22 protein-coding genes and 1 pseudogene are annotated in these 20,434 nt (G+C 63.6%); 12 read left to right on the forward strand and 11 right to left on the reverse strand.

Annotated elements, in window-relative coordinates:
- Positions 1 to 43 precede the first annotated feature (43 nt).
- Together rmuC and G4923_RS20665 are read right to left on the reverse strand one after the other, a co-directional pair.
- Positions 44 to 1,375 (reverse strand): DNA recombination protein RmuC, encoded by a 1,332-nt coding sequence (gene rmuC / locus G4923_RS20660; protein ID WP_163138161.1) that lies wholly within the window; start codon positions 1,373 to 1,375, stop codon positions 44 to 46.
- A gap of 49 nt (positions 1,376 to 1,424) precedes the next feature.
- Positions 1,425 to 1,640 carry a hypothetical protein gene (locus G4923_RS20665; protein ID WP_025325331.1) on the reverse strand — a complete coding sequence of 72 codons (216 nt, stop codon included), beginning with the start codon at positions 1,638 to 1,640 and terminating at the stop codon, positions 1,425 to 1,427.
- Positions 1,641 to 1,777: 137 nt separating this feature from the next.
- Here G4923_RS20665 and G4923_RS20670 point away from each other — a divergent pair, with 137 nt between their 5' ends.
- Positions 1,778 to 2,290, forward strand: coding sequence for a ferredoxin-type protein NapF (locus tag G4923_RS20670; protein ID WP_025325330.1), 513 nt, complete (start codon positions 1,778 to 1,780; stop codon positions 2,288 to 2,290).
- 93 nt (positions 2,291 to 2,383) lie between these two features.
- Here the strand turns inward: G4923_RS20670 and G4923_RS20675 are convergent, their stop codons facing one another.
- From G4923_RS20675 to aptA, 6 genes are all read right to left on the reverse strand, one after another.
- Positions 2,384 to 2,836: an Rrf2 family transcriptional regulator gene (locus tag G4923_RS20675; protein ID WP_005326180.1), complete on the reverse strand. Its 453-nt coding sequence runs from the start codon at positions 2,834 to 2,836 to the stop codon at positions 2,384 to 2,386.
- Positions 2,837 to 3,123: 287 nt separating this feature from the next.
- Complete coding sequence (locus G4923_RS20680) at positions 3,124 to 3,963, reverse strand: PfkB family carbohydrate kinase (protein WP_025325329.1); 840 nt, start codon at positions 3,961 to 3,963, stop codon at positions 3,124 to 3,126.
- A gap of 60 nt (positions 3,964 to 4,023) precedes the next feature.
- Entirely contained in the window at positions 4,024 to 4,995 is a 972-nt protein-coding gene (locus G4923_RS20685; RefSeq protein ID WP_025325328.1) for a LysR substrate-binding domain-containing protein, read from the reverse strand.
- Between the two features lie 155 nt (positions 4,996 to 5,150).
- Entirely contained in the window at positions 5,151 to 5,879 is a 729-nt protein-coding gene (locus G4923_RS20690) for a glutamine amidotransferase-related protein (protein ID WP_042650122.1), read from the reverse strand.
- Between the two features lie 83 nt (positions 5,880 to 5,962).
- Entirely contained in the window at positions 5,963 to 7,459 is a 1,497-nt protein-coding gene (locus G4923_RS20695; protein WP_139744998.1) for a CoA-acylating methylmalonate-semialdehyde dehydrogenase, read from the reverse strand.
- Positions 7,460 to 7,562: 103 nt separating this feature from the next.
- Entirely contained in the window at positions 7,563 to 8,894 is a 1,332-nt protein-coding gene (gene aptA / locus G4923_RS20700) for an omega-aminotransferase AptA (protein WP_163138162.1), read from the reverse strand.
- Between the two features lie 172 nt (positions 8,895 to 9,066).
- Between aptA and G4923_RS20705 the strand changes: the two genes are divergently transcribed.
- The 7 genes from G4923_RS20705 (at position 9,067) to G4923_RS20735 (ending at position 15,589) form a co-directional block, all read left to right on the forward strand.
- Positions 9,067 to 9,609: a cupin domain-containing protein gene (locus G4923_RS20705; protein WP_163138163.1), complete on the forward strand. Its 543-nt coding sequence runs from the start codon at positions 9,067 to 9,069 to the stop codon at positions 9,607 to 9,609.
- 198 nt (positions 9,610 to 9,807) lie between these two features.
- Positions 9,808 to 11,304: an aldehyde dehydrogenase gene (locus G4923_RS20710; protein ID WP_163138164.1), complete on the forward strand. Its 1,497-nt coding sequence runs from the start codon at positions 9,808 to 9,810 to the stop codon at positions 11,302 to 11,304.
- A 125-nt stretch (positions 11,305 to 11,429) separates the two neighbouring features.
- Complete coding sequence (locus G4923_RS20715) at positions 11,430 to 11,603, forward strand: hypothetical protein (protein WP_163138165.1); 174 nt, start codon at positions 11,430 to 11,432, stop codon at positions 11,601 to 11,603.
- A 125-nt stretch (positions 11,604 to 11,728) separates the two neighbouring features.
- Positions 11,729 to 12,625 carry an EamA family transporter RarD gene (gene rarD / locus G4923_RS20720; RefSeq protein WP_111911672.1) on the forward strand — a complete coding sequence of 299 codons (897 nt, stop codon included), beginning with the start codon at positions 11,729 to 11,731 and terminating at the stop codon, positions 12,623 to 12,625.
- A 68-nt stretch (positions 12,626 to 12,693) separates the two neighbouring features.
- Positions 12,694 to 13,497 (forward strand): AraC family transcriptional regulator, encoded by an 804-nt coding sequence (locus G4923_RS20725; RefSeq protein WP_111911674.1) that lies wholly within the window; start codon positions 12,694 to 12,696, stop codon positions 13,495 to 13,497.
- 82 nt (positions 13,498 to 13,579) lie between these two features.
- The gene (locus G4923_RS20730) at positions 13,580 to 14,221 is read left to right on the forward strand and encodes a LysE family translocator (RefSeq protein ID WP_106885281.1); all 642 of its coding nucleotides are present in this window, start codon (positions 13,580 to 13,582) and stop codon (positions 14,219 to 14,221) included.
- Between the two features lie 258 nt (positions 14,222 to 14,479).
- Positions 14,480 to 15,589 carry a YeeE/YedE thiosulfate transporter family protein gene (locus G4923_RS20735; protein ID WP_240455378.1) on the forward strand — a complete coding sequence of 370 codons (1,110 nt, stop codon included), beginning with the start codon at positions 14,480 to 14,482 and terminating at the stop codon, positions 15,587 to 15,589.
- A 75-nt stretch (positions 15,590 to 15,664) separates the two neighbouring features.
- Here the strand turns inward: G4923_RS20735 and G4923_RS20740 are convergent.
- A pseudogene (locus G4923_RS20740) lies at positions 15,665 to 16,048 on the reverse strand (LysE family translocator); the annotation flags it as partial.
- Positions 16,049 to 16,167: 119 nt separating this feature from the next.
- On the opposite strand from G4923_RS20740, the gene G4923_RS20745 reads away from it, so the two are divergent.
- Positions 16,168 to 17,064 (forward strand): LysR substrate-binding domain-containing protein, encoded by an 897-nt coding sequence (locus G4923_RS20745; protein ID WP_163138166.1) that lies wholly within the window; start codon positions 16,168 to 16,170, stop codon positions 17,062 to 17,064.
- A gap of 16 nt (positions 17,065 to 17,080) precedes the next feature.
- On the opposite strand, the gene G4923_RS20750 is transcribed toward G4923_RS20745, so the two are convergent.
- The gene (locus tag G4923_RS20750) at positions 17,081 to 17,740 is read right to left on the reverse strand and encodes a chromophore lyase CpcT/CpeT (protein WP_205597065.1); all 660 of its coding nucleotides are present in this window, start codon (positions 17,738 to 17,740) and stop codon (positions 17,081 to 17,083) included.
- Positions 17,741 to 18,002: 262 nt separating this feature from the next.
- Here G4923_RS20750 and G4923_RS20755 point away from each other — a divergent pair, with 262 nt between their 5' ends.
- Both G4923_RS20755 and G4923_RS20760 read left to right on the forward strand, forming a co-directional pair.
- Positions 18,003 to 18,659, forward strand: coding sequence for a VIT1/CCC1 transporter family protein (locus tag G4923_RS20755; protein WP_111911680.1), 657 nt, complete (start codon positions 18,003 to 18,005; stop codon positions 18,657 to 18,659).
- A gap of 74 nt (positions 18,660 to 18,733) precedes the next feature.
- The gene (locus G4923_RS20760; protein WP_163138168.1) at positions 18,734 to 19,183 is read left to right on the forward strand and encodes an SRPBCC family protein; all 450 of its coding nucleotides are present in this window, start codon (positions 18,734 to 18,736) and stop codon (positions 19,181 to 19,183) included.
- 252 nt (positions 19,184 to 19,435) lie between these two features.
- Here G4923_RS20760 and G4923_RS20765 read toward each other — a convergent pair whose 3' ends face one another.
- Positions 19,436 to 19,936, reverse strand: a complete 501-nt coding sequence (locus G4923_RS20765) for a DUF1993 domain-containing protein (RefSeq protein WP_106885286.1) — start codon at positions 19,934 to 19,936, stop codon at positions 19,436 to 19,438.
- Positions 19,937 to 20,225: 289 nt separating this feature from the next.
- On the opposite strand from G4923_RS20765, the gene ydfZ reads away from it, so the two are divergent.
- Positions 20,226 to 20,434 (forward strand): putative selenium delivery protein YdfZ (ydfZ, locus tag G4923_RS20770; protein WP_163138169.1); only part of this gene is annotated, 209 nt, incomplete at its 3' end.

The following is a 20,434-nucleotide window of genomic DNA, read 5'->3' on the forward strand; positions in this document are numbered from 1 at the left end:
CGCGGGCTGCCCTTTTTGTCTGCGTTCGACCGTCGCCCTTGCTTCAGTCGGCGGCGTCTTCCCGCTCCAGCGCGCGGTTGACCAGGGGCTCAGGCAGGGGCTTGGTGACCTCCACCCCCAGCTCGCGAAAACGCTCGACCTGGGCGATCAGGTTGCCACGGCCGTTGACCAGCCGCCCCATCGCCTTGTCGTAGCTCTCCTGCGCCTTGTGCAGGCTGCCGCCCATCTGCTGCATCTCCTCCACGAAGAGCCGCAGCTTCTCGTAGAGGCGGCCGGCCCGCTCCGCTATCTGGCGCGAGTTCTGGTTCTGCCGCTCGTAGCGCCACAGGTTCTCTATGGTGCGCAGCGCCACCATCAGGTTGGTGGGGCTCACCAGCAGTATGTTGTGATCCAGCCCGTAACGTACCAGGGAGGGATCGGCCTCCAGGGCGGTGAGGAAGGCGGGCTCCACCGCCACGAACATCAGCACATAGTCCAGGGTGCGCACCCCGGGCAGCTGCTGGTAATCCTTGCGGCCCAGCTCGCGGATGTGGTTGCGCACCGAGGCAACGTGCTCCTTGAGCGCCACCGCCTTCTCCAGCTCGTCGTCCGCGTTGTACCAGCGCTCGTAGGCGGTCAGCGACACCTTGGCGTCTATGATGATGTCTTTGTCCTGCGGCAGGTGGACTATGACGTCGGGCTGATAGCGCTTGCCCTTGTCCACCTCGATATTGACCTGGGTGTGGTACTCGTGGCCCTCCCGCAGGCCGCACTCGGAGAGGATACGGGCCAGCACCACCTCACCCCAGTTGCCTTGCTGCTTGCTGTCCCCCTTGAGGGCCCGGGTCAGGGCCGCGGCCTCTTCGGTCATGCGGGCATTGAGCTCGGCGAGGCGCTCCAGCTCGAACTTGAGGCTGTGGCGCTGGGCCGTCTCCTGAGCGTGGGTCTCCCCCACCTGGCGACGGAAACCCTCGAGCTGCTCCTTGAGCGGTGTCAGCAGCAGATCCAGGCTGTTCTGGTTCAGTTCGCGGAAGTTACCTGAGTTTTGTTCGAAGATACGGTTGGCGAGGTTCTCGAACTGCTGGCTGAGGCGGGCCTCCGCCTGCTGTTGCAGTTGCAGCTTCTCGGCGCTGGCAATGCGCTCGCTGCGCAGTGTGGCTTCGGCATCCTTGAGGCGAGCGGTGAGCTTGAGCAGCAGGGCCTGCTGCTGCTCCAGCTTCTGCTGGCCCAGCATCTTCTCGTCCTGCAGCTCGTCGAACCTGTCCTGCAACGCCTGATGGCGCTCCTCGGTGAGCAGTGTCTCCTCCCGGGCCGTGCGACGCCCCGCCAGCCAGCCGAGGAGCAGGGCCAGCAGACCCGCCAGCAAGGCAGGCAGCCAGGTCATCATCGGGATCATCGCCGACTCCGCCGACACAGGAAGTGCTGGACATCAACGCGTGCGGCGATCATCGGCGGCTCCGCTGGCGCAGGAAGAGTTCGAGATAACGGTTGAGCAGCAGCCAGAACAGCACATAGATGAGGTAGGCGGCCAGCACCACCCACTTGTGACTGTTGACCCCGGTGTCGAGCTCGGTGAACTCGATCTCCTTGATGCGGCAGTAGGCCCACATCAGCAGGGGGAAGATATACAGCAGAGAAGCACGCCACAGAAATAACCACATGAGTTCATCAGATCCCGCAAAAAGACTCGCCTAGCTTACACAAGGGCAACCCGGCTTGCGATCCTGGCCGGCGCTATTCTCTGGCTTGCCGGCGGAAAACTGGATAAAATTAACCCCTAATAGGTATAGGGGTGAGCATGACTCATTTTTTCTGTCGCTGGCTGACGCACGCACTGGGGGGCTCCCGCAAACCGGACATGGTTTGCCACGAGGCGCGCCCGCCCTGGGCCATCGAAGAGTCGCAATTCCTCGCTCTGTGCCGCCGCTGCGGCGAGTGCTTCAAGGCCTGCCCCAACGGCCTGCTCAAACCCGCCGACCAGCCCGAATATGTCGGCACCCCCATAGCCGGCACCCCTGTGCTGGATCTCGCCTGCGGCCAGTGCAGCTACTGCGGCAGCTGCGCCAGAGCCTGTCCCACCGGGGCGCTGGACCTGCGGCTCGGCCGCCAGGTGCAGACCCGGGTCAGGATAGAGGCGAGCTGTCAGGCCCGTCAGGGCTTCTACTGCCTGCTGTGTGAGGATGCCTGCCCCCAGCAGGCGATCAAGGCCAGCAGCGAGGGGGTGAGCGTCAACATGGCGGCCTGCGACGGTTGCGGCGCCTGTGGCCTCGCCTGCCTGCACGGCGCCATCACCCTGATCCCCCAGCTCTGACGACTCCGGCATCCCGACGCACTCACATCCGTCCCCGGCATGCATGCCAGACAGCAAAAAGGGCCCCGAGGGGCCCTTTCAGCGTCATGACCCTCAGGCCATGGTCAGGATATTGTCCTGCTCGATGCCAAGCAGGTGGCACAGGCGGGTCGGATCCCGCACCGCATCCGCCAGGGTGTATTCCCCCAGCACCTCGAGGAAGGCGTTCATGGCGCGGCGCAGTATGCCCTGGATGCGGCAGCCGCCGGAGAGGCGGCAGTTCTCGCGCTTGCAGTCCACCGGGCAGAGCACGTGCTCCATGTCCATCACCACATCGCGCAGGTTGATGGAGACGGCTGAGCGGCCGAGACGGATGCCACCATGCTTGCCACGTACCGTTTCGATGTACCCCTTGATGCCGAGCTGATGCACTATCTTGACCACGTGGTTGCGGGAGATGGCGAAGGTGTCGGCCACTTCCGTGATGGTCGACAGGCGATCACCGGGCTGGATAGCCAGAAAGGTCAGGGTACGCAGGGCGTAGTCGGTAAATCGTGTCAGTTGCATGGTCGCACTTGCCTCTTACTACAAGCCAGAAATCAGGACGACAGCCAGTGGCCAGAGAGGTGAGACTGCACGTGCGCCCGCACAGGTGTCGCTTCTTCAGCCGGGTCGTGGAGTGACAAGGTTAAGAGCAGCTCTGGCGGGTGTCGACGAAGATGTACATAAATCGACACTTTCTTTGATTGATCGCAAACTTGCCGGCTCGGGGCGGGGTTTTGGCCATTTCCGGCGGCTAAATTCCATCGGCAGGCAGGGGGCCACAGTCCGGCTAGCGGGCCGGTTAGAGTCTGTCAGTGGGGATGTTTCAGCCAGGTTTTCAGGGCCTGGGAAGGGATGGAACTCTCGGAGGCGACCGCGAAGGCGCCCCAGTCCACCGCGCACTGCAGGGCATCCCCCATCGCCATGCCGCGGGCCAGACCGTGGATAAGGCCGCCAGCGAAGGCATCCCCCGCCCCCGTGGTGTCGACCACGGACACCGGCCGCGCCGCCACCCGCACCTGCTCCTCGCCGTGGATGGCAACGGCCCCCGCCTTGCCCTCGGTCAGCACCAGCCATTCGAGCTGCTCCCCTGCGAGCTCCCTGGCATGCCGCCAGGGATCGCCCACCTCGGCGAGATCGGCGCGGGAGGCCACCAGCACGTGGCAGGGGCGGCGGCTTTGCCCGCCCTTGGGATACTGTGCCACCACGAAGCTTCTGGCGAGCATCTGGCGCATGTAGCCGATGATGGCGGTGCCCGGATAGTTCACATAGAGGCAATCCACCCCCTCCAGCGGCAAGTCGCCTGGCAGATCCGGGCGGCGCGGACGCCTTAGAATGGTGCGCTCCCCGGTGGAGTCCACCAGCACCAGCAGCTCCCCCGTCTCGCCGCCAAAGCGCTCCACGTGGGAGCAGTCCAGCCCATGGCCCGTCGCCTGCTCCAGCAGCCAGTCGCCGGTCTCGTCCAGCCCGATGCGGGAGGCAATGATGACCTCATGCCCCGCCCACACCAGCCCTATGCCGGTGTTGGCGGCGCCGCCGCCGAGCCTGCGCCCCTGATCCACGTATTGCATCCGTGCCCCCGCGACCAGGGGTTCGGCCAGGGAGAGCACATGATCACAGTTGAGATTGGCAAGCAGCAGGATGCGGGACATGGGGACCTCGGCAGGGCGGGTCCGGCATCCAGCGACGCCGGACCGATGACGGAAGACGACTCAGTAGACGGGCAGCTCCACCCCGACCAGCAGTTCGTCGATGCGCGCCTGGGTCGGCTGCTGCATCACGTTCTGGATCATCTCCTTGGTGAGATGGGGGGAGAAGGAGCTGATGAAGTCATACATGTAGTTCTGCAGCAGTATGCTCTTGCTGAAGCAGAGCTGGGCCGGGCAGGGCTCGAACAGGTGCTCCAGGTTGATGGCCACCAGGCTGGGGGCATCGTGGTCGTTGGCCACCAGCGACGAGATGATGCCGATGCCAAAGCCCAGCTCCACGTAGCGCTTGATGACGCCCGCATCCATCACAGTCATGTAGTAGTTGGGGCTGAGGCCGGCTGCCTGGAACACCCTGTCCTGCACCTGACGCCCGGTGGCACCACTCTCGTAGCTGAGGATGGGGTACTGGCAGAGCTGCTCCAGGGTCGGTTTCTTCACCTTGGCCAGAGGGTGATCCTGCGGCACCACCAGCGACAGGGTCCAGAGGTAGGCGGGCAGCGCGATCAGCTCCTTGTCGAAGCCTATCTCGTGGGCCACGATGGAAAAATCCGAGTAACCCTTGCTGATCTGCTCCTTGGTGGCCGACATCACGGGGTGCAGGTGGAACGAGATCTTGGGGTACTTCTTGGTGAAATAGGTGACGCTTTTGGGCAGCAGGTAGCGGGCTATGGTGTGGGTGGTGTGGATGTTGAGGGTGCCCACTGTCGGGTCCAGGTACTCCCGGGAGATGGCCTTGATCTTGCTCTCTATGTTGAGCATGGCCTCGGCGCACTTGATGATCTCCTCCCCCACAGGGGTGATCCTGTGCAGGTGCTTGCCGCGACGCTCGAAGATGCGCACCCCCAGCTCGCTCTCCAGCAAGCCGATCTGCTTGCTCACCCCAGGCTGGCTGGTATAGAGCGCATCGGAAGCGACGGAGACGTTGAGATTGTGGTCCCGCACCGCGATCAGATACTTCAACTGCTGTAGTTTCAAGGTTGCACCCTCACAGGCTGGCGCGGCTGTCATCAGATGGACAAGGCCGCCACAAATGGCGGCCAGTGTACCATCCGAACTCGGCATATCACCGCTTGATCCTTCATTTTGCTACAAAATCTAGCATCTGCCGGGGGGATATGACAAACGGACGCTCAGCGCACTGCGGGGCCGACCGGCAGCATGCCGAGGAACTGCAGCAACCACTGCATCATGGTGGCCGAGTCCACTTCTCCCTCCAGGGAGGAGAGGCTGCTCTGGTAGTGCTCGTCGGGCAGCCGATCCCGCCGCCGCTCGATCAGCGCCCGGTTGTATTCCACCGAGAACTCCGGATGACCCTGGATGGCGACTATATGATCCCCCTGCAGGAACATGAAGTTCGGGCAAAAATCGTTGCCCGCCAGCAGGGTCGCCCCCGGTGGCAGCTGCTCCACCTGATCCTGGTGACTGGCCAGGATCCTGATGGTCTCCAGCCCGGGCTGCATCCAGGGTTTCGCCTCCTGCATGGGGTGAACTGAGACCCCGAGCCCCCAGCCCTTGGTGGACTTCACCACCTCTCCCCCCAGTGCCTGGGCGATCACCTGATGGCCGAAGCAGATACCGGCCAGCTTGACGTTGGCATCGTGGGCCCGCCGGATCCAGTCGCGCAGCGCCAGGATCCAGGGAATGTCGCTGTAGGCATCGTGGCGCGATCCTGTGATGAGCCAGGCATCGCACTCGTTCAAGTCGCTCGGCAGCTCCCCATCGAGCGCCGACCAGACCCTGTATTCCAGCGCCGGGGCCAGCGCCCGGAAGCCCTTGATAAACATCTCGGAGTAAACGGGGCCGAAACTCCCAACCAAGTCGGGGTCCAGCCGGTCACAATCGAGAATTCCCAGTCGCATCTGTTACTCCTTCACAGGGATAGCGGGACACGCCGGCGGACTCCTTCCGCCGGGCCATGCCAGGGCTAGCTGCTGCATGTTGATCATTTCATGGTCGGCATGGAGAACTCGGCGCCGGCCCGCAAGCTCTGGGGCCAGCGTGCTGTCACCGTCTTCATCCGGGTATAGAAGCGTACCCCGTCCGGCCCGTGCATGTTGAGCGGCCCGAAGATGGACCGCTTCCAGCCACCGAAGCTGTGAAACGCCATGGGCACGGGAATGGGGACGTTCACCCCTACCATACCGACCTGAACCCTTGTGGTGAAGTCCCTTGCGGTATCCCCGTCGCAGGTAAAGATGGCGGTGCCGTTGCCATACTCGTGTTCGTTGATGAGGCGCAGGGCCGTCTCGTAGTCCGGCGCCCGCACTATGGCGAGCACGGGGCCGAAGATCTCCTCCCGGTAGATGCGCATCTCGGGGCCGACCCGGTCGAACAGACTGCCGCCGATAAAGTAGCCCTCACCGTGGCTGACACCGCGACCATCGACCACCAGACTGGCGCCCTCTGCCACCCCCTGATCCACGTAGCCGCGCACCTTGGCCAGGTGCTCGCGACTGATGAGGGGGCCCATCTCGTTCTCCGGGATCGGACCAAGGCCGGGCCCGACCCGCAGTGCCTCCACCAGCGGCTTGAGCTTGGCCACCAGGGCATCGGCGGTGGCATCGCCCACCACCAGGGCCACCGAGATCGCCATGCAACGCTCGCCGGCCGCGCCATAGGCCGCCCCCATCAGGGCGGAGACCGCCTGATCGAGATCCGCATCCGGCATCACCAGCATGTGGTTCTTGGCACCGCCCAGGGCCTGCACCCGCTTGCCGTGAGCCGAGGCGGTGGCATAGATGTACTGGGCTATGGGGGTGGAGCCGACGAAGGACACCGCCTGTACACGCGGGTCGGTCAGCAGCACGTCCACCACCTCCTTGTCGCCGTTGACCACGTTCAGCACCCCGTCCGGCAGGCCCGCCTGCTTGAGCAGCTCGGCCATGCGCAGGGCCAGGGAGGGATCCTTCTCGGACGGCTTGAGGATGAAGCTGTTGCCGCAGGCCAGCGCCACCGGGAACATCCAGAGCGGCACCATGGCCGGGAAGTTGAACGGCGTGATGCCGGCGCACACCCCCACGGGCTGCATCATGGAGTGGCTGTCCACCCCCCGGCCCACGTTGAGGGAGTGTTCCCCCTTGAGCAGATGGGGAATGCCGCAGGCAAACTCCACCACTTCCAGCCCCCGGGTCAGCTCCCCCTGGGCGTCGGAGAAGACCTTGCCGTGCTCGCGGCTGATGAGGCGGGCCAGCTCGTCCCTGTGCTGCTCCATCAGCTCCTTGAAGCGGAACATCACCCGTGCCCGCACCAGCGGCGGGGTCTGGGACCAGTCGGCGAAGGCGCGCTCGGCGCTGGCGATGGCATCGAGGCACTCGGCGGCGGTGGAGAGGGCCACAGTGCCCTGCTGCTGGCCGGTGGCCGGATCGAAGATGGCGCCGAAACGCTCGCTGCGACTCTCTGTGGTTTCGCCGTCGATGAAGTTGTCGATCCTGTAACTCATAAATCCTCCGTGATGGGTCATTCGCGTCATCCTTGTGCGCGGCCGTGGGCATCAGGCACAGGAAGAGGGCGCCCGGCGGGCGCCATGCAACAAAGGGTAAGTATCAGTCCTGGGCCTGCAGGACATCCTGCAGCAGGGTGAAGAGGTCGTCGATCTCGCTGCGCTCGATGATGAGGGGTGGCGACAGGGCTATGATGTCGCCGGTCACCCGGATAAGCGCCCCCTTCTCGAAGCAGCGCACGAACACCTCGTAGGCCCGCTTGCCCGGCGCATCCGGCATGGATTCCAGCTCTATGCCCGCCACCAGGCCGTAGTTGCGCACATCCTTCACATGCTTGCAGCCCCTGAGGGAATGCGCCGCCTCCTCCCAATAGCCAGCCAGATCCGCGGCGCGATGGAGCAGGTTCTCGCTGCGGTAGATCTCGAGGGTCGCCAGACCCGCGGCGGCGGCCACAGGGTGACCCGAGTAGGTGTAGCCGTGGAACAGCTCGATGGCGCCCTTGCCGGCGGCCATCATGTCGTCATAGATGCCATTGCGCACCAGCACGGCGCCCATGGGGATGGCGCCGTTGGTGAGCCCCTTGGCGCAGGTGATAAGGTCGGGGATGACGTCGAACTCCTGGGCGGCAAAGGCGGAGCCCAGGCGGCCGAAGCCGGTGATCACCTCGTCGAAGATCAGCAGGATGCCGTGTTTGGTACAGATCTCCCTCAGCCGCTTGAGGTAGCCCTTGGGGGGCATGATGACGCCGGTACTGCCGGCGATGGGTTCGACGATGACGGCCGCTATGTTGCTGGCATCATGGAGGAAGACGATCTTCTCCAGCTCGTCGGCCAGGCTGAGATCTTCCTCGGGCAACCCCTTGGTGAAAGCATTTTTCCCTATGTTGAGGGTGTGGGGCAGGTGATCCACCCCCCCAAGCAGGGAGCCGAACCACTTGCGGTTGCCGGGAATGCCCCCCACCGAGATGCCACCGAAGCCGACCCCGTGATAGCCGCGCTCGCGACCTATGAGCCGGGTGCGGGTGCCCTGACCGCGGGCTCGCTGCCAGGCCAGCGCTATCTTGAGCGCCGTATCGACGGATTCCGAGCCTGAGTTGGTATAGAAGACGTGGCCGAAGCCCTTGGGGGCTATCTCCACCAGCTGGTTGGCCAGCTCGAACGGCAGAGGGTGGCCCATCTGGAACGTGGGGGCGAAATCGAGGTGGGAGATCTGCTGGGAGACCGCCTCGGCAATCTCGCGCCGACCATGGCCCGCGTTGCAACACCAGAGCCCGGCGGTGCCATCCAGTATCTTGCGGCCATCCTCTGAGTGATAATACATCCCCTCTGCCGACTTCAGGATGCGCGGCGCCGCCTTGAACTGCTGATTGGCGGTGAAGGGCATCCAGAAGGCGGACATGTCGGAAGGGGTATTGATGTCGCTAATCGGTTTCATGGTCACCTCATCCTTAAGGCGTTTAGTAACACTTGGCTGATGCCTATTAAATTAAACACCTGAATCCATAAAAAAGGGCCTTTCATCGCCCTGCTTGGTGTCACCCCCTCGGGGTGGTATAAGATATTTAACACAATTTTAATAATAGTAAACAGTCAAGGAGTGTCTATCGATGGATATCGGTCACCGCCTCAAGGCGGTTCGCACCAAGGCGGCCCTCTCCCAGCGCGAGCTGGCCAAGCGCTCCGGTGTGACCAACGGTTTTATCTCCCAGATCGAGAAAAATCAGGTGAGCCCCTCGGTCGCGTCGCTGCGCAAGGTGCTGGAAGGCATCCCCATGTCGCTCGCCAGCTTCTTCACCGATGAGACGGAGATGGATTCCGAGGTGATCTTCCGCGCGGACGACATGCCGGATCTCGGCACCCACCCCATCAGCTATCGACTGGTGGGCCACAGCCGTGCCAACCGTGCCATCGGCATGATGCAGGAGGTACTGCCCCCGGGCGCCGATACCGGCGACGACATGCTGAGCCACGAGGGGGAAGAGTGCGGCATCGTCATCCAGGGTCAGGTGGAGGTCACCGTCGGCGAGCAGGTACACCTGCTGGCGCCCGGTGATGGCTACTACTTCGACAGCCGCACCCCGCACCGTTTCCGCAACATAGGGGAGCAGGAGTGCGTGCTTATCTCGGCCAACACGCCAGCCAGCTTCTGATCCCCATGGGTGACCAGAGCCGCTCGCCCCTCCACGAAACGGCCCCGCTGCCTGGGTAAAGTCCGCCGCAGATCGGGGTCTGAACTCGGGCATTGGGCGGCAAGTGTTTAATGAATTGTTACAAGATGGATTTACAAGCGGCAGGATGTTTAGCATATTGATACGCGGAGACTATCTTTGCCGGTTCAAGGAGTGAACATGAGTGACCTGACCCTGGCCCAGTGGCAACACAAGGCCGCCCATCTGACCCTGCCCTCGCAAGCCTTTATCGACGGCAGCTACCGGGATGCCGTCAACGGCGCCACCTTCGATTGCATCAACCCGGCCAACGGCCAGCTGCTGACCAAGGTGGCCTCCTGCGACGCCGCCGACGCCGAGCTGGCGGTGCAGGCTGCCCGCGCCGCCTTCGATGACAAGCGCTGGAGCGGGCTCTCCCCGAAACAGCGCAAGCTAATCATGCAGCGCTTCGCCGAGCTGATGCGCCTCAACCAGGTGGAGCTGGCCCTGCTGGAGTCCCTGGACATGGGCAAGCCCATCGGCGATGCCATGGGCTATGACGCCCCCGCCGCCGCCAACTGCATCGCCTGGAACGCCGAGGCCATCGACAAGATCTACGATCAGGTCGCCCCGGTGGAAGAGTCCGCCCTGGCGCTGGTGACCCGCGAGGCGCTCGGGGTGGTTGCCGCCATAGTGCCCTGGAACTTCCCCCTGGTGATGGCCTGCTGGAAGCTGGGTCCGGCGCTGGCCACCGGCAACTCCGTCATCCTCAAGCCGTCCGAAAAATCCCCCCTCACCGCCCTGCGCATCGCCGGTATCGCGAAAGAGGCGGGCATCCCGGACGGCGTGTTCAACGTGCTGCCGGGCTTTGGCCACACAGTGGGTGAGGCGCTGGCCATGCATATGGACGTGGACTGCATCACCTTCACCGGCTCCACCAGGATCGGCAAGCATCTGGTGCAGTGCTCCGGGAAATCAAATCTGAAACGCGCCTTTATGGAGTGCGGCGGCAAGAGCCCCAACATAGTGCTGGCGGACGCGCCTGATCTGGACGCCGCCGCCAGGAGTGCCGTGGGCGCCATCTTCTACAACCAGGGCGAGGTGTGCACCGCCGCCTCCCGCCTGCTGGTGCAAAACAGCATCAAGGCGCAATTCATGGAGCGACTGCTGGCCCATGCCCGCGAGTGGATCGCCGCCAACCCGCTGGATCCCGCCACCCGCATCGGCGCCATGGTGGACGGCATCCAGATGGAGCAGGTACTGAACTACATCGCCATCGGCCAGCAGGAGGGCGCCAAGCTGCTGCTGGGGGGCAAGCGCACCCACACAGAGAGCGGCGGCTTCTATATCGAGCCCACGATTTTTGACGAGGTGACGCCGCAAATGCGCATCTTCCGCGAGGAGATCTTCGGCCCTGTGCTGGCGGTGACCGGCTTCGACACGCTCGAAGAAGCTATCGCCCTTGGCAACGACACCGACTATGGCCTGGCGGCGGCGATCTGGACGGCGGATCTCAACAAGGCGGTCAAGGGCTCCCGCGCCCTGCGCGCCGGCACCGTCTTCGTCAACAACTGGGATGGGGGCGACATGACGATGCCGTTCGGCGGCTTCAAGCAGTCCGGCAACGGCCGCGACAAGTCATTGCACGCGCTGGAAAAGTACACAGAGCTGAAAAGCACCTGGATCCAGCTCGATTAGCGTCGAATATGACGAGATCAGACAACAAAGGGGGAGAAATCCCCCTTTTTCATTTTTACCCTTTCCTCAACGGCCTCAATCGATATAATCATCAAATAGACAAGCCCTTAAATATAAAGATAAAAATGCTGTTTTTTCTGGGAAGTGTACTGTTTCTGGTAGTGGGCCTGCCGCTGCTCTTCTTCATGCTGGGCGAGGGTGAGGCCTATGTGACCTGGGGTCCCTGGATCTCCGCCATCGCACTCATGCTGTGGCTGCTGATGGATGTAGAGAAGATCCGCCGTGGTGGCCGGCGCTGAGTCGATTCCATGCTGTAAAAATCTCGCCAAACGGCATTTATTAACTTCTTTCCCCCCAAAAGGATCGCTACACTGATTTTTTGCGATGTTTTCCAACATCCGACTCTCCAGTGAAGGTTATCCGCATGCAGCAACAGATCCAGCGCCAGGGCATCATCTATGCCCTGTGCGCCTATACCCTTTGGGGCCTGGCGCCCATCTACTTCAAGACCATTTCCGCCGTCCCAGCCGCCGAGATCCTGACCCACCGCATGATCTGGTCCTGCGCCCTGCTGATGGTGCTGACCCTGATCGGCCGCCAGTGGCACAAGGTGCAGGTCGTGCTGCGCCAACCCAAGGTGCTGCTCACCCTGGCCTTCACCTCCATCACAGTCGGCGGCAACTGGCTGCTGTTCATCTGGGCCATCAACAACGGCCACATGCTGGATGCCAGCCTGGGCTACTACATCAACCCCCTGTTCAACGTGCTGCTCGGCATGGTGTTTCTGAGCGAGAAGCTGCGTCGCCTGCAGTGGTGGGCGGTGGGACTGGCGGTGATAGGGGTCGCCGTCCAGCTCATCGCCTTCGGCTCCCTGCCCTGGATAGCCCTGGTGCTGGCCTCGAGCTTCGCCATCTATGGCCTCATTCGCAAGAAGCTGGCCCTGGATGCCCTCACCGGCCTGCTGATCGAGACCATGATCATGCTGCCACCGGCGGCCATCTACCTGTGGGGATTCGCCGACAGCCCCACCAGCCACCTCACGCAAAACGACTGGCACCTGAACCTGCTGCTGATCGCCGCCGGGGTCGTCACCACGGCGCCCCTGCTCTGCTTCACCGCCGCCGCCACCCGGCTCAAGCTCTCCACCCTGGGCTTCTTCCAATACATAGGCCCCAGCCTGATGTTCATCCTGGCGGTCACCCTCTACGGGGAAGCGCTGGCGCTGGACAAGATGATCACCTTCGGCTGCATCTGGAGTGCCCTGGTGCTGTTCAGCCTGGACGGGCTGCGCAGCGGCAAGCGACGTCAGCAAGCAGGCTGAGAAGGCGGGCGCGCGGTCCCTGCAATAATCTACAAGCCAGGGGCCGGATTTCGGGTTATCAATAGGTCATGAGCGCTTCTCCATCCCGCATCCACTACTGGCAATCCCGGCTGCTGCCGGGGGTTGAACTCTCCCACTCCCATCACAGGGAGTTCAGCTATGGCCGCCACGTGCACCTGGACTACCACATAGGTCTGGTGCAGCAGGGCGGCCAGAAGTTTATCCACAAGGGCAGCAGCCACAACCTGGTGCGCGGCGAGCTCTCCACCGTCAACCCGGACGAGATGCACGACGGCCTCAGCCTGCTGCCGGAAGGGTACGAGGTGCGGGTGTTCGCCATAGCCCCCGAGCAGCTGGCCCGCTGGCTGCCAGACAAGCCGGAGCCCTTCTTCGACAAGGGGTTGCAGAGCCGCCCCGATCTCTATCAGGGCTTCGCCCGGCTGCACATGTATCTGGATCAGCCCGAGCCCGACGCCCTGCTGGCGGAGAGCCAGCTCTTGGCCCTGCTCGGCGAACTGCTGCACCTGGCACCGGAGCGCCATGCCCTGGCGGATCCCCAGATCAGGTTCCTGCGCGACTACCTGCTGGGACAGCTGGACGGGCACCACAGCCTGGAGGATCTGGCCGCCCTGTTCGGGCTGGATCGCTTCGCCTTCCTGCGCCAGTTCAAGAAGAAGACCGGCATGACCCCCTACGCCTGGCTCAAGCGGCTGCGTCTCGAACGCGGCAAGCTCCTGCTCGCCCGCGGCCTGCCGGTGAGCGAGGTGGCGCTGGCGGTCGGTTTCTTCGATCAGAGCCACTTCCACCACGGCTTCCGCCAGGCCTTCGGGCTGACTCCGGCGGACTACCGTCAGCAGATGCTCCCCAGCTGACCTACCCCACTGCAATCTTTTACAAGCCAGCCCCTGCCTCCATCCCCCATGCTGCGGCCTCATCTTTGTAGCGAGGTATGCCATGTTCACCAGCCTGTTTCTGACCATAGGTCTCATCCACCTGATCGCCCTGGCGAGCCCGGGCCCGGATTTCGCGCTGATCCTGCGCACCAGCCTGCACAGGCCCACGGCGCTCGGGGCCGCGCTTGGCATCGCCATCGCCATCCTGCTCCATGCGACCCTCAGTCTCACCGGCATCAGTCTGCTGATCGCGAGCCAGCCCTGGCTGTTCCTGGCGGTGAAGGTGGTGGGTGCCCTCTATCTGGGCTGGCTCGGCTGGGGGGCGATCAAGGCGGCGCGCCGCAGTTCCGCCACTCAGGCACTGCGGGCAGGCGGGGAGTTGCAGGGCTGGAACCGGGGGCTGAGAGCCGGGATCGCCACCAACCTGCTCAACCCCAAGGCGCTGTTGTTCTTCATGGGATTGCTGGCGGCCATGGTGACGCCCCAGGTGGATGGCCTGACCCGGGGCCTGCTGATCCTGGAGCTCTTTCTGCTGTCGCTGGCCTGGTTCGGGCTGCTGGCCTGGAGCCTCTCCACCGCCCGGGCCCAGCACCTGCTAAGCCGGGTGCAAAGGCCCCTGAACCTGGTCACGGGTCTGCTGTTCGGCGCCGTCAGTCTCTCCATCCTGGCCGAGCTGGCCGTCGAGGCGAGCGCCTATATCTGAACCATGCAGGCCACACCCGTCGCCGAGTGGACCCAGCTAAGTCGGGTGAAACGGCCGCTCAATCTGGTCACCGACCTGCTGTTTGGTATCACCGGCCCAGCCTCTCCATCCTGGCAGAGCTGGCCGTCGAGGCGAGTGCCTATGTCTGAGGCCTTGGCCTGGCCCTGACAGCGAGATTACCCCAAGCAAGCTGGCATCGGACTCATTGTGGGATTAGGATGCACGCCTTCACCACAATAACGTTACGGATGTATCGGCATGACTCGACAATGGTCGCTCCCCATAGTGGCACTCGCGGGGGTAGCCTTGCTCTGGCTCGGCACCACCTTCGGCATGAAGTGGGCCCTGATGGCACTGATCGGCTTCGGTTTCGGCTTCACCCTCTCCTTCAGCCGCTTCGGCATAGTATTCGGTTGGCGCGAGATGCTGACCCGGCGCAACAGCTACTACGTGCGGGTGCACCTGCTCACCATCGCCATCGAGATCCTGCTGTTCACCACCTTCCTCTCCTTCACTCATGCCCTCTTTGGCGATGCCATGGTGGGCAACGTCATGGCCATAGGCGTCCCCTTCATCCTCGGCGCCTTCCTGTTCGGCATCGGCATGCAGCTGGCGGGGGTCTGCGCCACCGGCACCCTCTACTGCTGTGGCGAGGGGCAACCCCGCTTCTGGCTGGTGCTGATCTGCTACGGCATCGGCACCCTCATCAGCAACCAGTTTCGTCCCACCTTCGATGCCACCTTCTCCAGCCAGGTGGTGCTTGCCAAGGATTTGACCGGCAATATCTGGAGCGGCATGCTGCTCAACCTGGCGCTGGTCGCCGTGCTGTTCCTGCTGTTTCGCAAGAGTGAATTGAAGCGCACCGGCGAGATCAAGCCCATCTTCGGCGGCGGCAACCTGTTCTGGCGCGACGGCCGCTTCACCGTGCTGACCGGCGGCATCCTGATCGCCCTGCTCAACTCCGCCGTGGTGGCCCTGCACGGTTCGGCCTGGACCATCACGGGGGCCGTCTATGACATGGCGCTGCGCGGCGCCTCCTTGTTCGGCCTGTTCGAGGGCAACCCCAAGCTGGCCCAGCCACTCTTCATCAATCCCATGGTCGGCATGTTCTGGCTGGGGATCCTGGGAGCCGCGCTGGCCCGTTGCCTGAGCGGCGGCGGCAATCACACCCCGATCCGCATAGGCAACAGTCTGGCGGCCATCATTGGCGGTCTGCTGATGGGGATGGGGGCCATGTACAGCGCCTGCAACCTGGGCGGCTTCTTCGACGGCACGGCGTCGGGCAGCCTGCACGGCTGGGTCTGGATGCTGATGGCCCTGGCGGGCAGCATCATTGGCATACGCCTGCGGCCGCTGTTCAAACTCTGATGCAGTAGCGGGATGGCGCTATCCGGCGCCATCCCGCTCTTCTTCGCCAGGCGGGGTGCCCCGCCCGGCCCTCTCTCAGCCCAGCGCCCTTATCAGCAGCAGGATCGCGAAGCCGGTGAACATCACGGCAGACAGCCGGTTGATGCCCCTGGCGAAGCGCTCGCCATAGCCCTGCAAGCCCACCCAGCGAAACACCAGGCAGTAGCCGCCGTGCACCACCAGCACCACGGCGCTGAAGGTCAGCGCCAGCAGCAGGCACTGGCCCAGCGCCCCCTGGCGAAAGTCGATGAACTGGGGGAACAGGCTGGTGAAGAAGATGATCGCCTTGGGGTTGAGCAGGCTGATGAGCGCCCCCTTGACGAAGCTGCGCCAGCAATCCCTATCCGAGCTTTTGCCCATCACAGGGCTCACCGCGCGCTGACGCCAGGAGTTCACCCCAAGATAGAGCAGATAGAGGGCGTAATAATCGAGACTCATCGCAGGGCATTTCCCGGTCGGTTGGATGCCGCCCAGTATATTGACAGCCGCTTCGCCAGCCAGACATAGTGGCGCTCGGCTTTATAAACCAGGAGTTTAGAGTGGACCGTCTGACCGCCATCGAGATCTTCGTCGAGGTCGCCCGCGCGGGCAGCTTCAGTGCCGTGGCGGACCGCTTCGAGATGACACCGGCCATGATCGGCAAGTACATCAAATGGCTGGAGGCCAGGGTCGGCTCCCGTCTGCTCAACCGCAACACCCGCTGCCAGAGCCTGACCGAGGCGGGCAGGGAGTACCTCGGCGGTTGCCAGAGCCTGCTGCAACACTACAGGGCGCTGGAGCAGAACACCCAGGCCCACACCGGCCAGGCGGCGGGCAAGATCCGCATCAATGCCCCCATCACCTTCGGCAGCTATCGGCTGACCCCCTTGCTGTGCCGCTTCATGGCGCAGTATCCGCAGATCCGCATCGAGCTGGATCTCTGTGATCGGCTGGTCGACGTGATCGGTGATGGCTTCGACCTCATCTTCCGGGTCGGCCCCCCCAAGGATGCCGCCTACATAGCCCGCCCGCTGGCCCACTCGGCCTCGGTGTTCTGCGCCTCCCCGCGCTACCTGCAACGGCACGGCACCCCGCAGGAACTCGCGGATCTCGCCCGTCACCACTGCCTGGGCTTCGCCCCCTGGCTGACCCAGTCGAGCCTGGCCACTGAGTTTCCCCTCGAGCAGTTGCACCTGTGGGACAGCCCCTTCATCAGCAACCATGGCAGCGCCCTCAAGGTGGCGGCGCTGAATCATGCGGGCATAGTGCTGCAACCGCGGGCCCTGCTGAGCCAGGAGCTGGCCAGCGGCACCCTGCTGGAAATACTGCCGGATGCCCTGCCCGCCCCGCGCCCGGTCAATATGCTTTATCCGGCGAGAGAGCCCATGCCGCTGCGGCTGAGGCTGCTGATCGACTACCTCAGCGAGCACCGCCAGGCGCTGGACATATCAGCGTGACACGGCGCCGTCCGGCTCATTCCCCCCGTTGCTTCACCTTGCGCAGGTAGAGATACCCCTCCCCCGGGCTGCCCCAGCGCTGGCGGGCGCCGTTGTCATAGGCCCTGTCCAGCAGCCTGACGCTGTTGGGGCCTATCCAGAGGTACTGCACCAGGGTAGTGGCGCCGCCAAAGTCGGTGGCACAGCTGCCGACCTTGCTGTGGCCCGCGTACTCTCCGCTGGCCTGGCGGGTCAGCCAGATCTCGCACCCCTGGCGCAGGGAGAGTTGTTGCGGAGTGAGGGAGTCGAGCAGCTCGGGCTGGCGCCAGGCGCCGGCGAAATCGGTGGCCCTCGGCATGGTCAGCTCGGCCATCAGGATGCGACCATCGGGCAGCGGGGAGAAACGGTAGATGCGCTGACGGAAGGGGCGCACCGCCCGCTCGGTCAGGAACTGCTCGGCATAGACCCAGCGAAAGGGGCCTTCCCCGGGCCAGATCTCCACCAGCCGCAGCTCGGCACTGGTGAAACGCGGGTCGTAACCGGCCTGCTCCTGGCTGGAGAACTCGCCGGTAAACCAGGAGAGCAGCGGCTCCATCTTCCCCTCCACCGGTGACGGACTGGCCACGAAGGGAACGGGGTTGGCCCACACCAGGCAGGCGTAAAACAACCCCAGCAGGGCCACCATCGGCTTTGTCATCGAATCCTTCCGAGTCGCTTGCATGGCGGCGATTATATGAGCGAACGGCGGCAATAACCTCTACCTTGATCAACTCCTCGCCAATCCGCTGAAAAATCACTGCGTTAGCGAAGAAGTACGACGCAGGACAGGGAACATGACAGCAGCAGGGACCATCCGCAGCACCAGGCTTGACGGCACCTGACTGGCGCACCGGGTCTCCTTGATCTTGCCGTGGGCCGCTTCCATGCTCATGTCTCAACGTCCATCCAGAGACAGCCCCATGAACCCACCCCGTTTTTCCCCCATAGACCCCATCTCCCGCTACTCGGAGATCCTGTTCGGCCTGCTGATGGTGCTCACCTTCACCGGGTGCTTCAACGCGCTCGAGGCGGGGCGCGCCGAGATCAGGGATCTGCTGATCGCCGGCATCGGCTGCAACATCGCCTGGGGCATGATAGATGCCATCGTCTACCTCATCACCACCCTGACCGAACGAAGCCGGGCCCTGCGGTTGTTGCAGCAATTGCGCCTGCTGACACCCGGTGACGAGAGGGGGATAGCGGCGCTGCGAGACGCCCTGCCCGGCCCGCTGGCGGCGATCTGCCGCGACCCTGAACTCAGGGAGTGGCAGGTGCGTCTGCAACAACGCCCCGAGCTGGGTCAGGGGGGTGTCTGGCGCTGGAATGATCTGCTCAACAGCCTGGGGGTCTTCCTCATGGTGTTCCTCTCCACCTTCCCCGTGTTGCTGCCCTTCATCTTCATGCAGGATCCCGTGCCGGCCCTGCGCCTCTCCCACGCCATCGCCCTGCTGATGTTGATGGGGATTGGTTACGGACTGGCCCGCTATGCCGGTTCCCCCCGCCCCCTGCTGATAGGCGTGCTCTTCGCCGCCGCAGGCGTCGCCATAGTACTGGCCACCATAGCCCTCGGCGGCTGAGGGAAAGCCCGGCAGCGGCCAACTCCGGCGTGGGCGACTATTCTTGCTGCGGACCAACCGAGGAGGTATCCCTCATGACGACTGGAACTGTGACACTGCACCGCGTACTCAAGGCCCCGCCGATGCGGGTATACAGAGCCTTTATCGAGGCGGACGCCCTGGCCAAGTGGTTGCCGCCCCATGGCTTCACCTGCCGGGTGGAGCACCTGGAGGCCAGCGTCAGCGGCACCTTCAGGATGGCGTTCTTCCATTTCGGCAGCGGCCACAGCCATGCCTTCGGTGGTGAATATCTCGAGCTGGAGCCGGGCAAGCGCATCCGCTACACCGACAGTTTCGACGACCCCAAGCTGCCCGGTGAGATGCGGGTCACCATCACCCTCACCCAGGTGCTGTGCGGCACCGAACTGGCCATAGAGCAGGCCGGCATACCCGCGCTCATCCCGGTCGAGATGTGCTATCTCGGCTGGCAGGAGTCTCTGACCCAGCTCGCCGCCCTGGTGGAGCCCGAGATCCCGAGCGAATAAGCCGATGCCATCCCGGGAATGCCGGGGCCATCCCGGGGATGCCGGGGCCCAAAAAGCAGAGAGCCTGCCGGATGGCAGGCTCTTTTCATGCCGGCAGGGCAGCGGCTTACAACCTATCCCAATAGGCGTCATTGTCGAAGGCAGTTTGGACACAGCCAGCGCGCAGAAACCGGAGCGTACTGGAGTACGTGAGGATGTCGAGCACTGCCTGGGTTCAAAATGGCGAGTTAAATAGCCTGATGGGATGGGTTCTTATTGCAGGTTCAGGCCACCCAGGTAGTCCTTCTTGCCGAGATCGACCCCGGCCTGGCGCAGCAGGGCATAGGTCATGGTCAGGTGGAAGTAGAAGTTGGGGATGCCGTACTCGTGCACGCAGCTGTGGCCGTCCATTCCCTTGCCACCCGCCCAGTAGGGGTAGTAGTGGCCGCTCGCATACTGGCTGAAGTCGGCGTCCAGCTTGCTCTGCAGATAGGCGATGGTCTTGGCTACATGAGCGCGCAGATCCGCCATTGTCTTGGGATCATCCCCCAGCACCGGCGGCTCGCTCAGGCTGGCGGTGGCCACCAGGGCGCGGGCGCTGTCACAGCAGATCAGCACCTGTTTGCTCAACGGCAGCATGTCGACGATGAGGCGCTCATTGAAGAAGTTCTCCACATTGAACTTCTTCGCCGCGGCATGGGCCTCGGCCTTGGCCAGACACTGGTCCAGGTTGGTCAGCATCTTGATGAACTGGGCGGCAATTTCACGATTCATAATGGGCTCCCGGTTGGTTGAAGGCAGTTAAACGAGCGGCACCACTATAACCCATCCCTTTTCCGGTTCGAGCCTGTGGCGATGAAAAGCGGAGGCGACCCGCGTGCCCTGCGACAGGCAATGGCGGCCTCGGCGAGGCCCTCTTGCCAGCGCGCCCGGCTTGCCCGCCACCCTGAGTCCCTCTTTCCCCTTTTTTTGATCTGTGACAGGCATCTCGTTTTTTCGGAGGCGTAGTCTGGGTCCGTTGCCCCGGCACGGGCCGGGACCCACACCCGAAAAGGAGAATGCCATGAAGATCTACGATAGAAACCGCAATGTGCTGACCCTGGGCCAGCGCGTCATGATTGCTGCCACCGGCGCGGTCGATACCCTGAAGGAGGCTCACACCGACAACCTGACCCCCTATGAGGCGGAGCATGAGAAGTGCGTGCTGCTGGCAAACACCCAAGAGCGTTACGCGCCCATAGAGTTGATTAGACTAGGCCGTGTTCTCAAAAT

The organism is Aeromonas rivipollensis (assembly GCF_010974825.1).
GTDB classification, from domain to species: Bacteria; Pseudomonadota; Gammaproteobacteria; order Enterobacterales; family Aeromonadaceae; genus Aeromonas; species Aeromonas rivipollensis.